The organism is Natrinema limicola JCM 13563, from assembly GCF_000337475.1.
Classification (GTDB): Archaea; Halobacteriota; Halobacteria; order Halobacteriales; family Natrialbaceae; genus Natrinema; species Natrinema limicola.
On the sequence record NZ_AOIT01000016.1, the window covers coordinates 25508 to 41175 of the forward strand.

A 15668-nucleotide genomic window follows, 5' to 3' on the forward strand; every position below is an offset into this window, starting at 1 on the left:
GAGTGGCGTGTGCCACCGGTGCCGCTTGGGTCCGCTTGGGTCGTCACTCCGTTTCGTTCGTTTCGTTCTCCGTGTCAGTCGTTGTGTTCTCGGTCTCGTTCGTCGTGGTGTCGGTTTCGTTCGTTTCGTTCTCCGTGTCGGTCGTTGTGTTCTCGGTCTCGTTCGTCGTGGTGTCGGTTTCGTTCTCGGTCTCGTTCGTCGCAGTATCGGTTTCGTTCGCTTCGCCGTCGGCTGGCTCCTGAAGTGCGTCGATGAGTCCCGTCGTTTCACCGAGCGTGAGGGTGTCGACGGCGCTTTCTTCGATCGTCATCGATCCTGCAGAGACCGACGAGATGGTCTCACTTGTCGTCATTTCGGTGTCGTCCGCAGTGGGTTCGCCGTCAGCCGTTTCGTTGTCGGCCGTCTCGTCGTCGGCGGTTTCGTTGTCGGCCGTTTCATTGTCAACTGTCTCGTTATCATCGGCTTCGTCGTCGGCGGTTTCGTTGTCGGCGGTTTCGTTTGCAGTCTCGTCGTCCGCCTCGGCATCTTCCTGTTGGCTCTCGAGACTGCCGACGATCATCGATTCGATCGTGGTTTCGTTGACGTCGAACTGCTCGATGGTCAGCGATTCGATCTCCTGGACGCTTTCGTTTCCGTCGGTCGTGGTGTCGTTGGTCTGGGTCTCGTTGCCGCCGTCATCACCGTCACCGCCGAATAGCCCGCCGATGAAATCGGAAATTCCAGAGAGAACTCCGCCGCCCCCGTCGGCCTCTTCGGAGGACAGGTCTTCGATCGTCAGCTGTTCGGTTGTCATCGACTCGATCGTCAGGTTCTGCACTGCCACGGTACTGGCGTTCTCGTCGACGACTTCCTGGAGCTCCGACGTGGACTCGTTGTCAGTTTGGTTTTCGTCGGCAGTTTCGTTGCTGTCGCTCTCGGTCGCGCCGTCGAGTTCCTCAATCGAGACGTTCTCGAGCGAGAGTGACTCGAAGGTGACATCCGAGATCATCACCTCGGAGTCCTCGCCCGCGGACTGGTTGTCCGCGGTCTCGTTCAGTTGGTCCTCCAGTTCCGCGTCGATGTTCTCGACGTCGAATTGCTGGGCGGTGAACTCCTCGATCGTCGCGTTCTCGATCGTGACGTTCTCGAGTTCCAGCGTGCCAACCTGGACGTTTTGCAGCGTCACACGATTGCTCATGTCTCCGGCGTCGTCGTTCGTCGCCGTGGTCGTGCCACCGACGAGGGCGGGACCCCCCGCGAGCATGACCAGCAGCGCGACGAACGCGACACCGAGTGTTTGCGGTCGTGAATCCATACGGGTCGAACGACGGCAGTTTCCGAGCTAAAATGAGCCGACCGTTACGAGATTATGTCTCCGAAAACACCCATTGTAACGGCTCGACATCTCTGCTCCGAGCATCCGGACAAATCCCTCACCGCCGCGGTGCCCTGGTGGGTTCCAAGCAGATGCTTACCCGCGACCCTGCGTCAAAACCTTTGGTTGTCCCTCGAAACACAAGCGTTGCCTCGAGTCGCCCGCAGCCGATCACGGCCGTCGTTACTCGAGTTGGAGTTCGCGCGTCTCGACGGCGTCACAGACCGGACAGACGAACCGGTAGCGCACTCGCCCGCCCGAAGTGGTGACGCGCCATTTCCCGTCGGTGTCGACGTAGCCACACGACTGACAGCGGAGTTCCGATTCGTCGAACTTCTCGCGGAGTCGCTCGAACGGCGAACGGTGTACTGGCATGTGTGAACACATGTCGTGGTAGCATATAATATACTAGGCTCGGCAGTGACTCGCTGTACCGTCTTCCGATCACAACGATTCTTAGGCATCACTCCCTAGTACAGCGTATGGACGATGTCGATGCGGATCGCGGCGGTGGCCTCGGTGATGCCGCCGGAGCGGCGCGTGCACTCGAGCACGTGGTCGATCCGGTGGTGGCGGTCGCTGACGGGACGATCACGTACGCGAACCCGGCCGCCCGTGATGCATTCGAAATCGGTAACGCCGACCGCGACGCGGCGACCGCACTCGGAACGCGCTGGAATCGGCTCGCGACGGCGATCGACGAGACGACGGTCGGGACCGCTCGCCGGATCGACCTCGACGAAGACGACGGCGGTGCGCGCATCCACCGCGGTGCCAACGGAGCGACGATCACGTTCGATCGCGGGCCGTCTGCCACCCACGGCGACGCTGCCGACACACCGGAGGGGTCGCTGCCGGGAACGAGCGACCGACTGGTGAAAGATCGCGCACTCGAGGAAGCCCCCGTTGGAGTCACCATCTCCGATCCCGATCTCGATGACAACCCGCTGGTGTACGTCAACGACGCCTACGAGGAGATCACCGGCTACGAGTACGACGAGGTCGTCGGCCGAAACTGCCGGTTCCTACAGGGAGAGGAGTCCGACGAGAACGCGATCGCCGAGATGGCAGCGGCCATCGACGAAGATCGGCCAGTCACTGTCGAGATCAAAAACTACCGCAAGGACGGCACCGAATTCTGGAACGAGGTCACGATCGCCCCCGTCCGTGACGAAGCCGGCCGTGTGACCCACTACGTCGGCTTCCAGAACGATATCACCGCGCGCAAGGAGGCCGAACTCGAACTCGAGCGCCGGACCGAGGAACTCGAGTACATCTTAGATCGCATCGAGGGGTTGATGCAGGACGTCACCGACGTCGTCGCCGGCTCGACCGACCGCGCAGAACTCGAGGCTGAAGTCTGTGACCGGATCGCCGCGGAAGACGCCTACGACGGGGCCTGGATCGGCGAGCGCAACCCGGCGACCGAGACGATCGACGTGCGCTCGCGCGCGGGGGATGGCCCCGAGCACGACCGGCTCAGGACAGATGACGACCACCCTGCCGCAGAGACGCTCGCAACCGGCGAGCCCGCCGTTGCTACCGTCGACGGAACGACCCACATCGCGTTCCCGCTCTCGTACAACGAGATCGAGTATGGCGTGTTGACCGTCCGGACCGAGCGGACACGCGCTGTCGACGACCGCGAAACCGTCATCCTTTCCGCACTCGCTCGTGCGGTCGCCAGCGGGGTCAACGCCCGCGAAACCAGTCGCGTGCTGACGACCGACGCTGTCGTCGCCGTCGAACTCGACGTGACGGATCGCTCGCTCGCACCCGTCGCCCTCTCGGCCGACGCCGACTGTCGGCTCGAGTATCGCCGGTCGGTCCACCGTACGGGCGACGAGACGACGTCGCTGTTTACCGCAACCGGTGCGAGCGCGGACGAACTCACTGCGGCTGCCGCGGAGTTGTCCGACGTCGACTGTCGCGTTGTCGTCGAACGCGACGAGGAGTCGCTGATCGAACTGACCGGTGCAGACGACCTCGTCGGGTGGCTCTCCGAGCGCGGCGTTCGCACCCAGGCGATCGAAAGTGACGCGGGCCGAGCGCGCATCACGCTCGAGGTCCCCCGCTCGGCGAACGTCCGTGCGGTTGTCGAAGCCGTCGAGGACCGCTATGCGGGCACCGATATCGTCTCGTTCCAGCAGCGCGAGCGCGAGGCCGAGACTCGCGAGGAGTTCGCAGCCGGGCTCGAGAAGGCGCTGACCGACCGCCAGTTCGGCGCGTTACAGCGAGCCTACCTCGGCGGCTACTTCGAATGGCCGCGACCGACGACCGGCGAGGAACTCGCCCAGTCGATGGGCGTCTCGCGGCCGACGTTCCACGAACACCTGCGGACGGCGGAGGCGAAACTGTGTCGGGCGTTCTTCGGTGACGCATAGCAGGACGCGAGAGTATCACGGCTCGAAACCGGTAGTCGTGACTTAGCGACGAGAACGGCCGTGGACGGTCGCCATCGTTTATATACACTGTCGTGTGAGTGGGCAGTTATGCTCGCGTTCGCAACGCCGTTGCAGACCGGTGGTGGATTCCTCTACTGGGCGCTTGTCTTCTTCGTCCTCGCGATCATCGCCGCCGCGGTCGGCGCACGTGGCGTTGCCGGGATCTCGATGGAGATCGCACGGATCTTCGTGTTGATCTTCATCATCCTCGCGGTGGTCGCGCTCCTGTTGTGACTGCGGGCACGCGGTCGTGCTACCGTATTGACGTGATCAGTGCTGGTTACGTGGCTACGGCAGTCGTCAGCAGCGGCGAGCGCACCGACAGAATCCGGTCCAGCGTCATCCGACGATCATGCCGGCCTCGAGAACCTGTCTTCGGTAACCGATACTGGTTACATTTGGTTGAGAAGTCCTAACACGCTGGGCGTCGTAGATAACGGTGAGCACTTACCATGACTGAACTCGGCGGATTTCAAGACAGGGTTGCCCGCATCGATCTCTCGGAGGGGGACGTTGCCTACGAGTCGATCGACGACGAGGACGCAAAGAAGTATATCGGTGCGCGGGGGCTCGGGGTAAAGTACGTCTTCGATCAGGGGCCGGAGGTAGATCCGCTCGGGCCGGATAACCTGCTTGCGTTCATGAACGGGCCGCTGTCGGGGACGCAAGTGACGATGAGCGGCCGGATCGCCGTCTGTACGAAATCGCCGCTGACCGGTACCGTCACCGACAGCCACCACGGCGGCTGGTCAGGGGCCCGGCTCAAGTGGGCCGGCTTCGACGGCCTTCTCTTCGAAGGCCAGGCCGACGACCCGGTCTACGCCGTCGTCGAGGACGGTGAGATCGAACTCCGGGACGCCTCTCACCTCTGGGGGAACGGCGTCCACGAAACCCGTGAGACGATCGAGGAGGAAGTTGAGGGGTCCTACGGCAAGAACCTCTCGATCATGGCGATCGGCCCTGGCGGGGAAAACGAGGTCAAATACGCCTGTATCATCAACGAGGACGACCGCGCCTCTGGTCGGGGTGGGACCGGCTGTGTCATGGGGTCGAAGAACCTCAAAGCCGTCGTCGTCAAGTCCACGACGAAGATGCCCCAGCCGGCTGACCCAGAGACCTTCCGGGAGGGCCACCAGCAAGCGATGCAGGCGATCCAGGAATCGGATGTCACTGCACCCAACGAGGGCGGCCTCTCGATGTACGGGACGAACGTCCTGATGAACATCGGCGAGGAGATGGACGGCCTCCCGACGAAAAACGGGAAGTACACCTCGACTGAAAGCATGCGAGAGGCGGAAGGCGTCGACATCGACGCCGAACGCGTCTCCGGCGAGAACGTCCGCGAAAACATCCTCGTCGACGAGCCGACCTGTCACTCCTGTCCGGTTGCCTGCAAGAAGGAAGTCGAAGTCCAGACGATGCACAAAGGCGAGGAGCTGAACGTCCGGACCGAATCCTACGAGTACGAATCGGCCTACGCGCTCGGCCCGAACTCCGGCCACACCGACCGCGACGCCGTCGCGGTGATGATCGAGCGCTGTAACGACATGGGCGTCGACACCATCGAGACGGGCAACATGATGGCGATGGCTATGGAGATGTCCGAGGAGGGCAAACTCGAGGAAGGTGACCTCGAGTGGGGCGACACCGAGACGATGATCGACATGATCGACCGGATCGCCCGCCGCGAGGACGACCTCGCGGACCTGCTGGCCGAAGGGCCACGCCGGGTCGCCGACCGCAAGGAGGCCCACGACAACTCGCTGGCGGTCAAAGGCCAGACGATCGCGGCCTACGACCCGCGCTGTATGAAAGGCATGGGCATCGGCTACGCCACCTCGAACCGTGGTGCCTGCCACCTGCGGGCGTACACCCCCGCTGCAGAGATTCTGGGGGTCCCTGAGAAGGTCGACCCCTACGAGTACGAGGGCAAAGGCGAACTCACCGCCCAATTCCAGGACCTCCACGCCATCAGTGACTCCTTCGACATCTGCAAGTTCAACGCCTTCGCCGAAGGCATCGAGGAGTACGTCACCCAGTACAACGGGATGACCGGCCGCGACGTCACCGAAGACGAACTCCTCGAGGCCGGCGAACGAGTGTACACCTTAGAGCGGTACTACAACAACCTCATCGGCTTCGATGGGAGCGACGACTCGCTGCCCGAGCGCTTCCTCGAGGACGGCATCCGCGGGCAGGGTGCAAGCGACGGCGAATACTGCGAACTCGAGGAGATGAAAGACGAGTACTACGACTACCGCGGCTGGGTCGACGGCGTCGTCCCCGACGAGAAACTCGACGAACTCGGCATCGACGTTGGCCCCGGCACCGGTGTCAGCAGCGAGGGCGGGGCAGCGGTCTCGAGCGACGACTGATCGCCGTCGCCTCGCACGTATTTTGCGGTGCTCGACTCACGGCCATCTGATTAGCAGTACACACTGTATTCCTTACCGATGAATACATATATGATTATTTATTATCATCTGGTATGAAATTCACAAAACAGTGGACAGGCGTTAACAGGTATATGCTGCGGGACCCGGGGACGTTTTTCGCGGAGTACGACGAAACACATGGCATCGGCTACCCCATCGCGTTCATGTTAGCGTCGTATTTCGCCGTCGTGGTGCCACTGGGGCTCCTCATCGCGGTGGTGAGCATCACGAACCCGACTGAGATCGCGGCTGCAGTGGGTATTACGCTGGGATTTGGCATCCTGTTTTGGGTTACTGGCATCGTTGAAGCGCTCGTCGCTCACGGCCTCGCGTATCTGTTCGGTGCCCGTGGGCTGACGAAGACGCTCGAGGCGTACGCGTTTCCGGTCGTCGTTCGATACTGTCTGTGGTGGATTCCACTCGTCAACCTCGGTCTCGGACTCTACGGGCTTTACCTCCAGATCAAGGGGCTGGCGGCGTTTCACGATCTTTCGACGGGCAAAGCCGCGATCGTCGCGCTCCTCGCGTCGGTCCTGTATCTGCTTCCCGTGTTCGTCGTCCTCGCCGCCGTGATCGCGGCGTTCGTCCTCGATCTCGGCAGCCAGCCAGCGCCCCAGTCGGCCATGCTCGCCCTCGAGGTTGTCGCGTAGCTGCTGGGACGATCGATCGCCCGCCGTTGTCGCCACTCCCCTGTCGAAGCACAGTCACGGACAACTGCCAGCCACGCTGTGCAAAACGGATGGAACCGATCGAGAAGTAGAGAAACTCCGTCCGCCTCTGCGACGGTGTGAGGCGGATCATGTCCGCGACAGCCGACTCCGTAGAGACGATCAGTCGTCGGCGACAGCGTAGCTGGCGGCCTCGCCGTTCGGCTTCGTCAGCTCGACTTCGACGCCCCCGTTGGCGACGGAGACCAGCACATCGTCGAAGTTCTTGCGGTACTCTGTCGCGTGCTTTCCGGTGGTGTTGATCCGGACCTGCTCTGCGACTAAATCGGCCTCGGTCAGCATCTCGACTTTCCGATAGGCTGTCGACATCGGGATCTCACATTCCTCGGAGAGTTCCGTCGCCGTCAGCGCAGTCTCGGCCGTCGCCTCGAGAATGGCCCGGCAGGCGTCGTCGTCGAGGGCCGCGAGCACGGCCTGCGGATCGACGGAATCGTCACGTTGCCAACCTCGTCGCCGGGTATCTGAGTTCATAGCGGACATCTGTTTCATCCAGTAGTAGCAACCAGACCCCCTCCAAATGAGTCCCAATAAATACAGGGGGCTTTATATCCGGTGTCGAATCCGTCGCTCGATGGGACGATTCGGGGCTTGCGGACGCAGGCTTTAGGATGTCTGCGTCCCACCAGTGCGTAATGGCAGCGGGGATTCGCGCGGAGATAAAGATCGACGATCCACCCGACTGTATCGTCGCACAGGCCGCAGCCGAGACGAGCGGTCGGGCCCACTCCGTCTCGAAGAGCACCAACCCGTCAGCGCCCGAGCGCGTGACCGTCGAGTTCATGCTCGAGGCGGAGACGGAACCCGACGAGTTCGACGTCGACGCCGACCTCTCGTCGATCTTCTCGTACGGCTCGAGCACTGTCTATCGCTTCGAGCGCGACCTCGATGGCGACTGTCCCTGTGCGTGCATCGAGCAGTTCGACTGTCCGCTCGTCGGTGTCCGTGCACATGGTGCGGCACTGTATCTGACCTTTCATGCGCCGGATATGGCACAACTGCAGGCGGTCATCGGTGCGTTGCGCGAGCGGTATGCGACACTCGACGTCCAGCGACTGCTCCAGTCCCAGCAAGAACACACCGAGCAAAACCTCGTCTTCGTCGATCGGAACACGCTCACCGATCGGCAGGCGGAGGTCCTCGAGACGGCCCACCGGATGGGCTACTTCGAACATCCAAAGCGGGCCAACGCCGGCGAGGTCGCTGACGAGCTCGGGATCACCGGAACGACGCTGACCGAACACCTCGCCGCAGCGCAGACCAAGCTCTTGGATGCGATCCTCGATCATGAGTAGGCGTTTCGTCGCAGCCGGCGGCCGATCCACGTCAAGGCGTAAGAACGTGTCGGGTCCTACAGATAATCGGCAGCGAACCGCAATGATATATATACTGGACGTGAGCTATAGCGTACACAACACAAGCGAGGGTCCTGTCCGACCCACTCCGCCATGAGTAGATACGAATTCACGTGCCCCGAGTGTGGGCAGGCGATCGAAGTCAACGAATCGATGCGCGAAGCCACGCTGACACACGGCTGCCCGGTCTGTGCAGCGTCGGTGACGCCATCCGATTTCGTGGCGGAGCAACCGACCGAGAACTGAGTGCTGCGCACGCGACATCCCCCTCGAGACGCCGCCTGTGCCGACGGCCACACTCTTTCTAAGCCTATCGATCGACTGTGGTCCGGCGGCCGTTTAACGTAGCCGGCTCGAGGCGATAGAGTTCGATAGCGAGGTCTTCTTTCCCGTCTGCCCAGAGCTCGAACAGCGGTCGCTTTGCCTCGCCATACTGGGCGATTTCCTCGGGCGTGAGTTCCGACGGCTCGATGCTCTCGAGGCTGCCCGTCGCGATGATACTGCGATAGGATGACTCCGCCTCGTCGTAGACGACGAGGCGTGCCGCTGGCGAGGACTCGAGGAACTGGCGCTTTTCGCTCTCGGGTGTCGACACCAGCCGCAGATAGAAGTCCCGGTTATCGTCGTCGTAGCCGTACGAGATCGGAATCGCATAGGGCTCGTCCGTGCGCGCAAGTGACAGCACTCCCGTCTCATGCCGACTGAGGAAATCGTCGATCTCCGCGTCGGTCATCTCGGTCTCCTGTTCGATGGCCATCGTCTCAGTAGCTTGCCAAAGGTGAAACACTATCTTTATAGTTGTCATCGACGGCGAGACACGCCGTTGAACTTGCATTATCGATCGATATTGAACCTCCTGTCGGGCTCTCTCGGTGCGATCGCCGGGTCAAGACGTGTCGGTACCGATCACGACTGGGTCCCGGATCTCGAGTGCCGTCTCGAACTCGGCCTCGCGGTCCGTCCGCCGTCCGAGCCGTAACAGCTGTTCTTCGTGTGCGCGACGGATCGCAGACAGCTCGCGGTCGGTGACGTCGAGGCGTGCGCCGATGTCGTCCCAGTGACCCCACTCGACGAGAAAGACCTCGAGATCGGCGTCAGCATAGAGCCGTTCATACTCCCGGCGGTATCGCTCGCGGTCCGATCCGAGCACCGCCTGTGCGCGGTCGATCAGCTCCGGCAGTCGGGTCGGCGCGACGCTCGCTTTGGCGGCAGTAAGCAGGAGGATCTGTCCCTCGATCGGTTCGCCCGCCATTTACCCGCCTGCACGCATCGCTTTCTGTGCGAACTGTTCGACGAGAGGCTCGAGCGTGGTTTCCTCGCCCTCGAAGACGACCGTCACCTCGGTGAGTTGCAACGACGGGCCGACGCCGATCGTCTCCGAGGAGAACGTCGCTGTCCAGTCGTCGCCCGCGACGGTATCGTCGGCGACTCGCTCGCCGCCCAAATTCGTCAGATACCGGACCACGAGCCGCTCGGAGATGCCGCGAAAGGATCGCTCGAGACGCACGGTCATACATTCGATTCGGCTGCCGGACGGATATACTGTCGGGCCTGCGCGGTCGTCGACACCGTGATCGTCGCGATCAGCCAAGCGCGCGAAAGAGGACCACCGCACCGATGCCGCCACACAGCGCCAGCAGGATGTTCTCCGTGCGCCACATCACCAGCACGACGACGCCCGCTGCGCCCCACTCTGCCGGTCCGCCGGCCGCCAGTTCCGGCCCGAGGATCGCGATCACGATCGCGCCCGGCAGGACCGACAGTCCGGCCTCGAGTCGCTCGCTGATCTCGATTCGGCGCAGCAGCCAGAAGCCACCGACTTTCGTGAGGACCGTCACAACAGTCATCGCGAGGATGACGCCGACGACGAGCGGGTCGAGCGCAAGCGCACCGTCACTGATCATAGCGGATCACCTCCACTGTGGCGGCTGCGAGTCCACCGAGCAGGATATACCACCGACCCGGAACGAACGTCACGGCGGCGATGGCCGTCACGAGCGCGACGAGCCACGGGACGAGCGTCGGGCGTCCGTCCCAGAGTTCGACCGCAAGCGCGACGAAGACCGCTGCGAGGACGAAGTCGATGCCGTACTGGGCCGGATCGCCGATCACGCCACCGGCGGTCGCCCCGATGATCGTCGCGCCGACCCAGCAACACCAGATCGCGATCCCGGATCCCAGCAGGAACGCGCCGCGGCCACTGCCGGACTTGAGTTCTCGCATGGTCAGCGCCCAGTTTTCGTCGGCCATCACCAGCAGGCTCCCGTAGCTCTGGCGCGGTGAGAGCCGTTCGAACCACGGTCCCAACGCCGCCCCCATCAACGAGTAGCGAAGGTTGATTGCCAGCGTCGTGAGGACGATCGCTGCGACCGGCAGCGGCTCCGTCCAGAGTTCGACAACGACGATCTGGGCGGCACCCGCGATGACGGTCGCGCTCATCAGTGTTGCCTCAGCGACGCTCAGGCCTGCCTGGCGGGCGAGCATCCCGAACGCGACGCCATATCCGCCGACGCCGAGCGCAACCGGGAGACAGGTGAGAAAGCCGGCGCGGATTCCCTCTCGACCGAACGTGAGTGACTCGCGCTCGACTGCTGTCGCCTGTGGGTCATCGACCGGCCCGTCCGATGATTCTCTGATGTGTCCGCTATGGTCGCGATCAGCATCGCTCCCGTCGAGTTTCGTCACGGTTGCTGTGAGTCGAACGATGCGTAAAGCGTTCTCGAAACCGCCGTCACCGTGTTTGGGTGACTCGAGCACTCCCTGACGGCTCGTTCACACACCGCAAAGAGCAGTGCCAACAAAACGGTTCCCGCAGCGACGCCGTACAACGGGCCACTGACGACGATGCGGACGATCGCGGCAAGGATGGCGACGACGCCGAGAAAGAGATACATCTGCTTGCGCATCGTTCGATCATCGCGGTCGATGAGCCAGTCGACGTCCAACTCGAGTCGGAACTCGGCGGCTTCATCGAGCATGCACGATCGCATGGTCTGTTGACACTATCTGTCGGGGAGACTGGGTACGGAGCGCAGTGGCGGAACTGCCGCCCCGACGCTAGTACTCCGTCACGCGTCGACGTGCGGGTCCAACCAGAGAACCGCGATCGGCTCGACCCGCAACGTCAGGCGTGACGGACCACTAGCCACCAGCAACCGGCGGGAACACTGACACGACGTCACCTGCGTCGAGTGCGGTCTCGGCCCCGGCCATATGGACCACGTTGCGGCCGTTTTTCAGCACGCTCAACTGTGGCCGGATCTGTCCCGCCTTGAGTAACTGCCCCTCGAGGCCGTCGTACTCTCCCTCGAGGGTGGTGAGTACGTCACCGACGGTCGCTTCGTCTCCGACCGTTCGTGTTTGCTCTTTCTCCCCGACGGCTTCCCGGAACGTGGCGAAAAACCGAAGATCGATGTCCATATAGGAGGGTCGTGGTCTGACGACATAAGTCCGGGCGGTGGTCCCACTACCGAGTCTCGCGGTGTGTGTCGGTTGGCCGGGCGGTGACCGCCGGTTCATACGGTTTGCTGGACTGATGTACCGACGCAACCGCATGATAGATCTCGGGTGCGCCAACCATGACGGACAGCGTTCCGTATTCAGGTAGCCGAGGCCGCTGGCGACGTCGTGTACGCAACCGACGTGACATCGGCAGTTGCGAGCGCGTCGTCGATCACGCTCGCGCCGCGTTCGGCTGCCTCGCGTTCGTCGTCAGCCTCGGTGGTGACCGTCACGGAGAACTCGAGTGCGATCGTGTACGGATCGAACGGCGCTGTCGGGTGTTCGTAGACGTCGGCGTCGGTAACGTCCCAGTCGGTGATCGTCCCCTCGGCTGCGAGGGTCTCGAGGGTGTCGGCAAGTGTCGACATCGCGTCGTCACAGGCGGTCGTATCGGATCCGCCATGAAGCGTCACGAGCGTCGTCCCTGTTCGGGACACAGCGAACTCCATGCCACCTCTAAGGAGGCCTGGACTTTCAATGCTTGGGATGAATTAACACGGCAAGTCCTTACACAGATTCGAGGAGAAAGCCCACGACTGCAGTCGTGGGAGTCGTCACTCGACCCAGAACGGAACACCGTGCTCCGAGAGGATCGATCGCATCCGGTCGACGCCACCCTGGATGTCCCACCCATCCTGTGTGTAGTGTTTGTACGGATGGCGAAGCCACGAATGTTCGCGATGGGCGAACACCTCGACAGCTCCCTCGTCCGTCCGAAACAGGGTGACGTGTAGTTGCCACTTTGCAAGCGGTGATTCACGGCGGACCCAACTCCCCGCCGAGCGTCGGCCGTCGTCGTGAACCTTCAGCGACGCGATCGGCTCCGACTCGAACGCCAGCTCCGCGAGTATCGACTGCACCGTATCCAGGGTGCGCTTGACGGTGCCGACGTACTCCGCTGGATGTTGTCTGCAAATGGCGTAGCCACCGAGAGGCTCTTTGAGCCGATGGAGCGCCGGCAGGAGTCGACGGCGGACGCGAGTCGTCAGATCGATCGCGTCAGTTCCGTCCGGTGTCGGTCGGTCAGTCGTCGCCACACGTCTCACTCTCGAGTCCGACTACAAAATCGTTACTATCAGATAGATTTTGCTTCTGTGATGCTGGCCGAGTAAAGCGAGGATACAGGCGTACAAAACCGAAAGCATGACTATATAGAACAGACTCAAACATGACAAGTTCTGAATAAAATCGCTCGAGCAGTACCGCCACTCGTCACAGATCCCGTAACCGAATGCCGTCTGCCACCAACCGAGCGTTTCGCTCTCGATCGAGGTGATCCGCGAGGTCGTCGTGTTCGTAGAGCTGTGCGATCACGTCGGCGTACAGCGTTCGCCATGCGATCGCGTAAATCGGCGACTGCCCCCACGCCCGCAGCTCCGGTATCAGTTCGTCGTAGGTCTCGTATCGCTCCTCGAAGCGATCGATCGCCTCGAGCACACGGCCCGCGGCCTCGCGCTCGTCGTCGGCGTCCTCGAGCGCCCGGTTGAGCCGAGTTTCCCAGCCTGCGACGGCCTTTTGCATGTCGGCTGCCGCGCTCTCGTCGTCGTCGGGCAGTCGCTCGAGGATCGGTTCCGGAACACCAAGCGTGATTTCGTCCATGCGACGTGCTATGTGGCCGGCTGGCAAGAAACTGTTTCCTCTCCGGGCAACCCCGACAGGTGGCTACTGGGAGTCGAGCCACGTCGCCAGCATCACTTCGTCGACGAACTCGCCGTCGAGACAGTACTGGCCCTCGTGTTCGCCGTCCCGCTGCCAGCCGTGTTCTGCCAAGAACTCGAGTGCGACATCGTTTGTCGCGGGCACGTTCTGATAGAGTTTCTGATACCCAGCATCGCTGGCCCACTCGAGGCCGTACTCGAGCAGTGCCGAGCCGATGCCCTGTCGCCGGTACTGCGGATCGACCCCGACGGTGAGTTCAGCCGTGTGACGCAGTGCCGGGAGTGCCGGCGCGTCGATGTGGAGCCAGCCGACGACGTCGCCGTCCGTCGCCGTGGGCTCGGTTCGTTCCTCGGATGACTCGGTATCGTCCTCGTCCGCGTCCGGCTCCGGCGTACGAATTGCCACGAAGACGATCCGCGACCGCGCCTCGTTAGCCCGGACGAGTGCCGACTCGCGATCGAGTTCCATCGCGACGTTCTCGGCGACGACATACGTTCCGTCCTCGGCAACCGTCCGCATCGTTTCGACGACCCCAGCCCGATCTTCCTCACGTGCCGGTCGGATGACGACGGCCCCCTCCTCGCACTCGAGGTCGGCCGTCGTCGCCGAGAGCGCGATCCGAAACTTCCCGTCGATGTCGGTCAGGTAGCCCTCGGCTTGCAGTGTCTCGAGACACGACTGCAACTCGTCTTCGGTGGGTGGCACTGACTCGGTGTACGCCCTCGATCGAGCCGGTTTCGAGTCCGAGTGGCCGCCGTCGACTTCGATCGACCGCGCTAGCTCGGCCAGTGTGACGGCCCCGTTTCGCTCGACGTACTCGTAGATGCGCCGCTGGAGTTCGTTTTCGAACGAGCCGGTGGGGTACACGCTCATAGCAACGACCGCGCGAACAGACGGTATTAGTATGCGATTCGTATCAGCGCCGGTCTGCCCGCCGCCGTAGCGAAGTACGTCATTGTACTCGAGATCAGACTGTTTCGAACGATACCGACGCCCGTCACGTCCGGAAATCAGTCGTTAGCGACGCGTCCTCGTCACTGCCGGCATCGGTAGACGCCGGCGGGCTGGGATTTACTATCGCGATATATGATTTATTACACTGGTGGTGGGCCGCTCACGCCAGCTGTGACGGATCCGAAATACGAGCCGTAACAGTCGATATCGACGACGAACTGGAATCGATCCCGCGGTCGAGTAGCTGATTGTTCGATTGGGTTCGAGGACGTGAAACACGTGACCGGCCATCGATCAACGTCTGTCGGTGTTCGGCCTCCCATAAGCGGTGTCCGAGCCACGTACTTCGTCCCACTCGAGTCATATTTCTGATCGACCGTCGGATCGGGCACTCGAGTATGTCGTGCTGAGCTGTGGCACGGCGTTTGGCACCAATCGCAGAGGACCGATACTCGTACGTGTGGCTGCACCGACTGCCTGGCCATCCACCCTACTGTCGGTTCGGCTGCCTGTGATTCCCATTCGTCAGCAATCGTCGAACGTCACAGGTGCCCGTCCTGCTGTGGTGCGGTTTCGCGGTGTGAGCGTCACGTCGCCAGAAGTCGCTGCGACGTCGATGGCTGAGTGGCGTATCTCGTCCGGTCGCCACGGCGTTGGGATTCGGGACTGTGCGATCGCGTCTGCTTCGCAATCAGGCAGTACACACTTGATTGCACGATGGCCCTGCATCAGTGTGTCACTCTCGGTACGGCCCATCGCTGGGACTGTCGCCCGGTTCGCGCTATCGACCCACGGTATCGGGGTGATCACTCTGTCGCTCCTCGAGAGCAGCAACTCGTTTTAGATGAGTGTAAACCTAATGTTGATATATCGAATTGGTACTCTGTCGACTGAATGCGGGCACAGCCCTCGAGAGACGTCTCGCTTTCTGGAGCGACGGGAGGGATCGGGCTAACTCGACTGTATACGGCTCCTGAACTGGTCGTTGCGTTTGCCCGTCGTCTTGTTTACGAATCTGGCATCAATTTAAAGAAACGACTGATTGAGAAAAATCGGTTGGAAAAACAGAGATTTCGTCGGCAGGTTTACACCGTCCGCGGACGTTCTGGATTGTAGTATGGCAGTCACCACTAACTGATACCGTCGTCAGTGCACACGACCCGACACGGGTCCGGCACGATTTCGCAGTCGGCCCCCTCGAGCTGTCGTGGACGGTGCTTGAGGGCGAGTGACCCATCGGA

At 62.1% G+C, this 15668-nt stretch carries 20 protein-coding genes; 6 read left to right on the forward strand and 14 right to left on the reverse strand.

The features are described 5' to 3' along the window. Positions 1-43: 43 nt before the first annotated feature. Both C476_RS01885 and C476_RS01890 read right to left on the reverse strand, forming a co-directional pair. On the reverse strand, positions 44-1294 hold the full coding sequence (locus tag C476_RS01885) for a putative sodium/potassium/calcium exchanger (protein ID WP_008009304.1): 1251 nt from the start codon (positions 1292-1294) through the stop codon (positions 44-46). A 243-nt stretch (positions 1295-1537) separates the two neighbouring features. Further along, positions 1538-1729, reverse strand: coding sequence for an HVO_0649 family zinc finger protein (locus C476_RS01890; protein ID WP_008009306.1), 192 nt, complete (start codon positions 1727-1729; stop codon positions 1538-1540). A gap of 107 nt (positions 1730-1836) precedes the next feature. Here C476_RS01890 and C476_RS01895 point away from each other — a divergent pair, with 107 nt between their 5' ends. From C476_RS01895 to C476_RS01910, 4 genes are all read left to right on the forward strand, one after another. Next, a complete protein-coding gene (locus tag C476_RS01895; RefSeq protein WP_008009308.1) occupies positions 1837-3738 on the forward strand; it encodes a bacterio-opsin activator domain-containing protein in 1902 nt (633 codons plus the stop codon). 108 nt (positions 3739-3846) lie between these two features. Further along, positions 3847-4032, forward strand: a complete 186-nt coding sequence (locus C476_RS01900; RefSeq protein ID WP_008009309.1) for a DUF1328 family protein — start codon at positions 3847-3849, stop codon at positions 4030-4032. Positions 4033-4250: 218 nt separating this feature from the next. After that, a complete protein-coding gene (locus C476_RS01905; RefSeq protein WP_008009312.1) occupies positions 4251-6173 on the forward strand; it encodes an aldehyde ferredoxin oxidoreductase family protein in 1923 nt (640 codons plus the stop codon). Positions 6174-6325: 152 nt separating this feature from the next. Further along, positions 6326-6883: a YIP1 family protein gene (locus C476_RS01910; RefSeq protein WP_008009313.1), complete on the forward strand. Its 558-nt coding sequence runs from the start codon at positions 6326-6328 to the stop codon at positions 6881-6883. 180 nt (positions 6884-7063) lie between these two features. Here C476_RS01910 and C476_RS01915 read toward each other — a convergent pair whose 3' ends face one another. Next, positions 7064-7441 carry a helix-turn-helix domain-containing protein gene (locus C476_RS01915; RefSeq protein WP_049911559.1) on the reverse strand — a complete coding sequence of 126 codons (378 nt, stop codon included), beginning with the start codon at positions 7439-7441 and terminating at the stop codon, positions 7064-7066. Positions 7442-7593: 152 nt separating this feature from the next. Here C476_RS01915 and C476_RS01920 point away from each other — a divergent pair, with 152 nt between their 5' ends. Then, positions 7594-8253, forward strand: a complete 660-nt coding sequence (locus C476_RS01920) for a helix-turn-helix domain-containing protein (RefSeq protein ID WP_008009316.1) — start codon at positions 7594-7596, stop codon at positions 8251-8253. A 153-nt stretch (positions 8254-8406) separates the two neighbouring features. Beyond that, positions 8407-8559 (forward strand): DUF7560 family zinc ribbon protein, encoded by a 153-nt coding sequence (locus C476_RS01925; protein ID WP_008009317.1) that lies wholly within the window; start codon positions 8407-8409, stop codon positions 8557-8559. A 64-nt stretch (positions 8560-8623) separates the two neighbouring features. On the opposite strand, the gene C476_RS01930 is transcribed toward C476_RS01925, so the two are convergent. The 11 genes from C476_RS01930 to C476_RS01980 all read right to left on the reverse strand — a co-directional run bounded on the left by C476_RS01930 (position 8624) and on the right by C476_RS01980 (position 14346). Next, positions 8624-9070 carry a pyridoxamine 5'-phosphate oxidase family protein gene (locus C476_RS01930; RefSeq protein ID WP_008009319.1) on the reverse strand — a complete coding sequence of 149 codons (447 nt, stop codon included), beginning with the start codon at positions 9068-9070 and terminating at the stop codon, positions 8624-8626. A 129-nt stretch (positions 9071-9199) separates the two neighbouring features. After that, positions 9200-9565 carry a hypothetical protein gene (locus tag C476_RS01935; RefSeq protein WP_008009321.1) on the reverse strand — a complete coding sequence of 122 codons (366 nt, stop codon included), beginning with the start codon at positions 9563-9565 and terminating at the stop codon, positions 9200-9202. Then, positions 9566-9826 carry a hypothetical protein gene (locus C476_RS01940; RefSeq protein ID WP_008009323.1) on the reverse strand — a complete coding sequence of 87 codons (261 nt, stop codon included), beginning with the start codon at positions 9824-9826 and terminating at the stop codon, positions 9566-9568. Between the two features lie 70 nt (positions 9827-9896). Next, positions 9897-10217: an AzlD family protein gene (locus C476_RS01945; protein WP_008009326.1), complete on the reverse strand. Its 321-nt coding sequence runs from the start codon at positions 10215-10217 to the stop codon at positions 9897-9899. Beyond that, positions 10207-10998 carry an AzlC family ABC transporter permease gene (locus C476_RS01950; protein WP_008009328.1) on the reverse strand — a complete coding sequence of 264 codons (792 nt, stop codon included), beginning with the start codon at positions 10996-10998 and terminating at the stop codon, positions 10207-10209. The genes C476_RS01945 and C476_RS01950 overlap by 11 nt, the downstream gene beginning before the upstream one ends. Continuing rightward, entirely contained in the window at positions 10995-11291 is a 297-nt protein-coding gene (locus C476_RS19290) for a hypothetical protein (RefSeq protein WP_008009329.1), read from the reverse strand. Before C476_RS19290 ends, C476_RS01950 begins: the two co-directional genes overlap by 4 nt. Before the next feature lie 163 nt (positions 11292-11454). Beyond that, positions 11455-11733 (reverse strand): ubiquitin-like small modifier protein 1, encoded by a 279-nt coding sequence (locus C476_RS01960; protein WP_008009330.1) that lies wholly within the window; start codon positions 11731-11733, stop codon positions 11455-11457. A 179-nt stretch (positions 11734-11912) separates the two neighbouring features. Continuing rightward, positions 11913-12263, reverse strand: a complete 351-nt coding sequence (locus C476_RS01965) for a hypothetical protein (RefSeq protein ID WP_008009331.1) — start codon at positions 12261-12263, stop codon at positions 11913-11915. Positions 12264-12368: 105 nt separating this feature from the next. Next, on the reverse strand, positions 12369-12851 hold the full coding sequence (locus tag C476_RS01970) for a hypothetical protein (RefSeq protein ID WP_008009332.1): 483 nt from the start codon (positions 12849-12851) through the stop codon (positions 12369-12371). 175 nt (positions 12852-13026) lie between these two features. Beyond that, entirely contained in the window at positions 13027-13413 is a 387-nt protein-coding gene (locus C476_RS01975; protein ID WP_008009333.1) for a hypothetical protein, read from the reverse strand. Between the two features lie 63 nt (positions 13414-13476). Next, the gene (locus C476_RS01980; RefSeq protein ID WP_008009334.1) at positions 13477-14346 is read right to left on the reverse strand and encodes a GNAT family N-acetyltransferase; all 870 of its coding nucleotides are present in this window, start codon (positions 14344-14346) and stop codon (positions 13477-13479) included. Positions 14347-15668: the final 1322 nt, after the last annotated feature.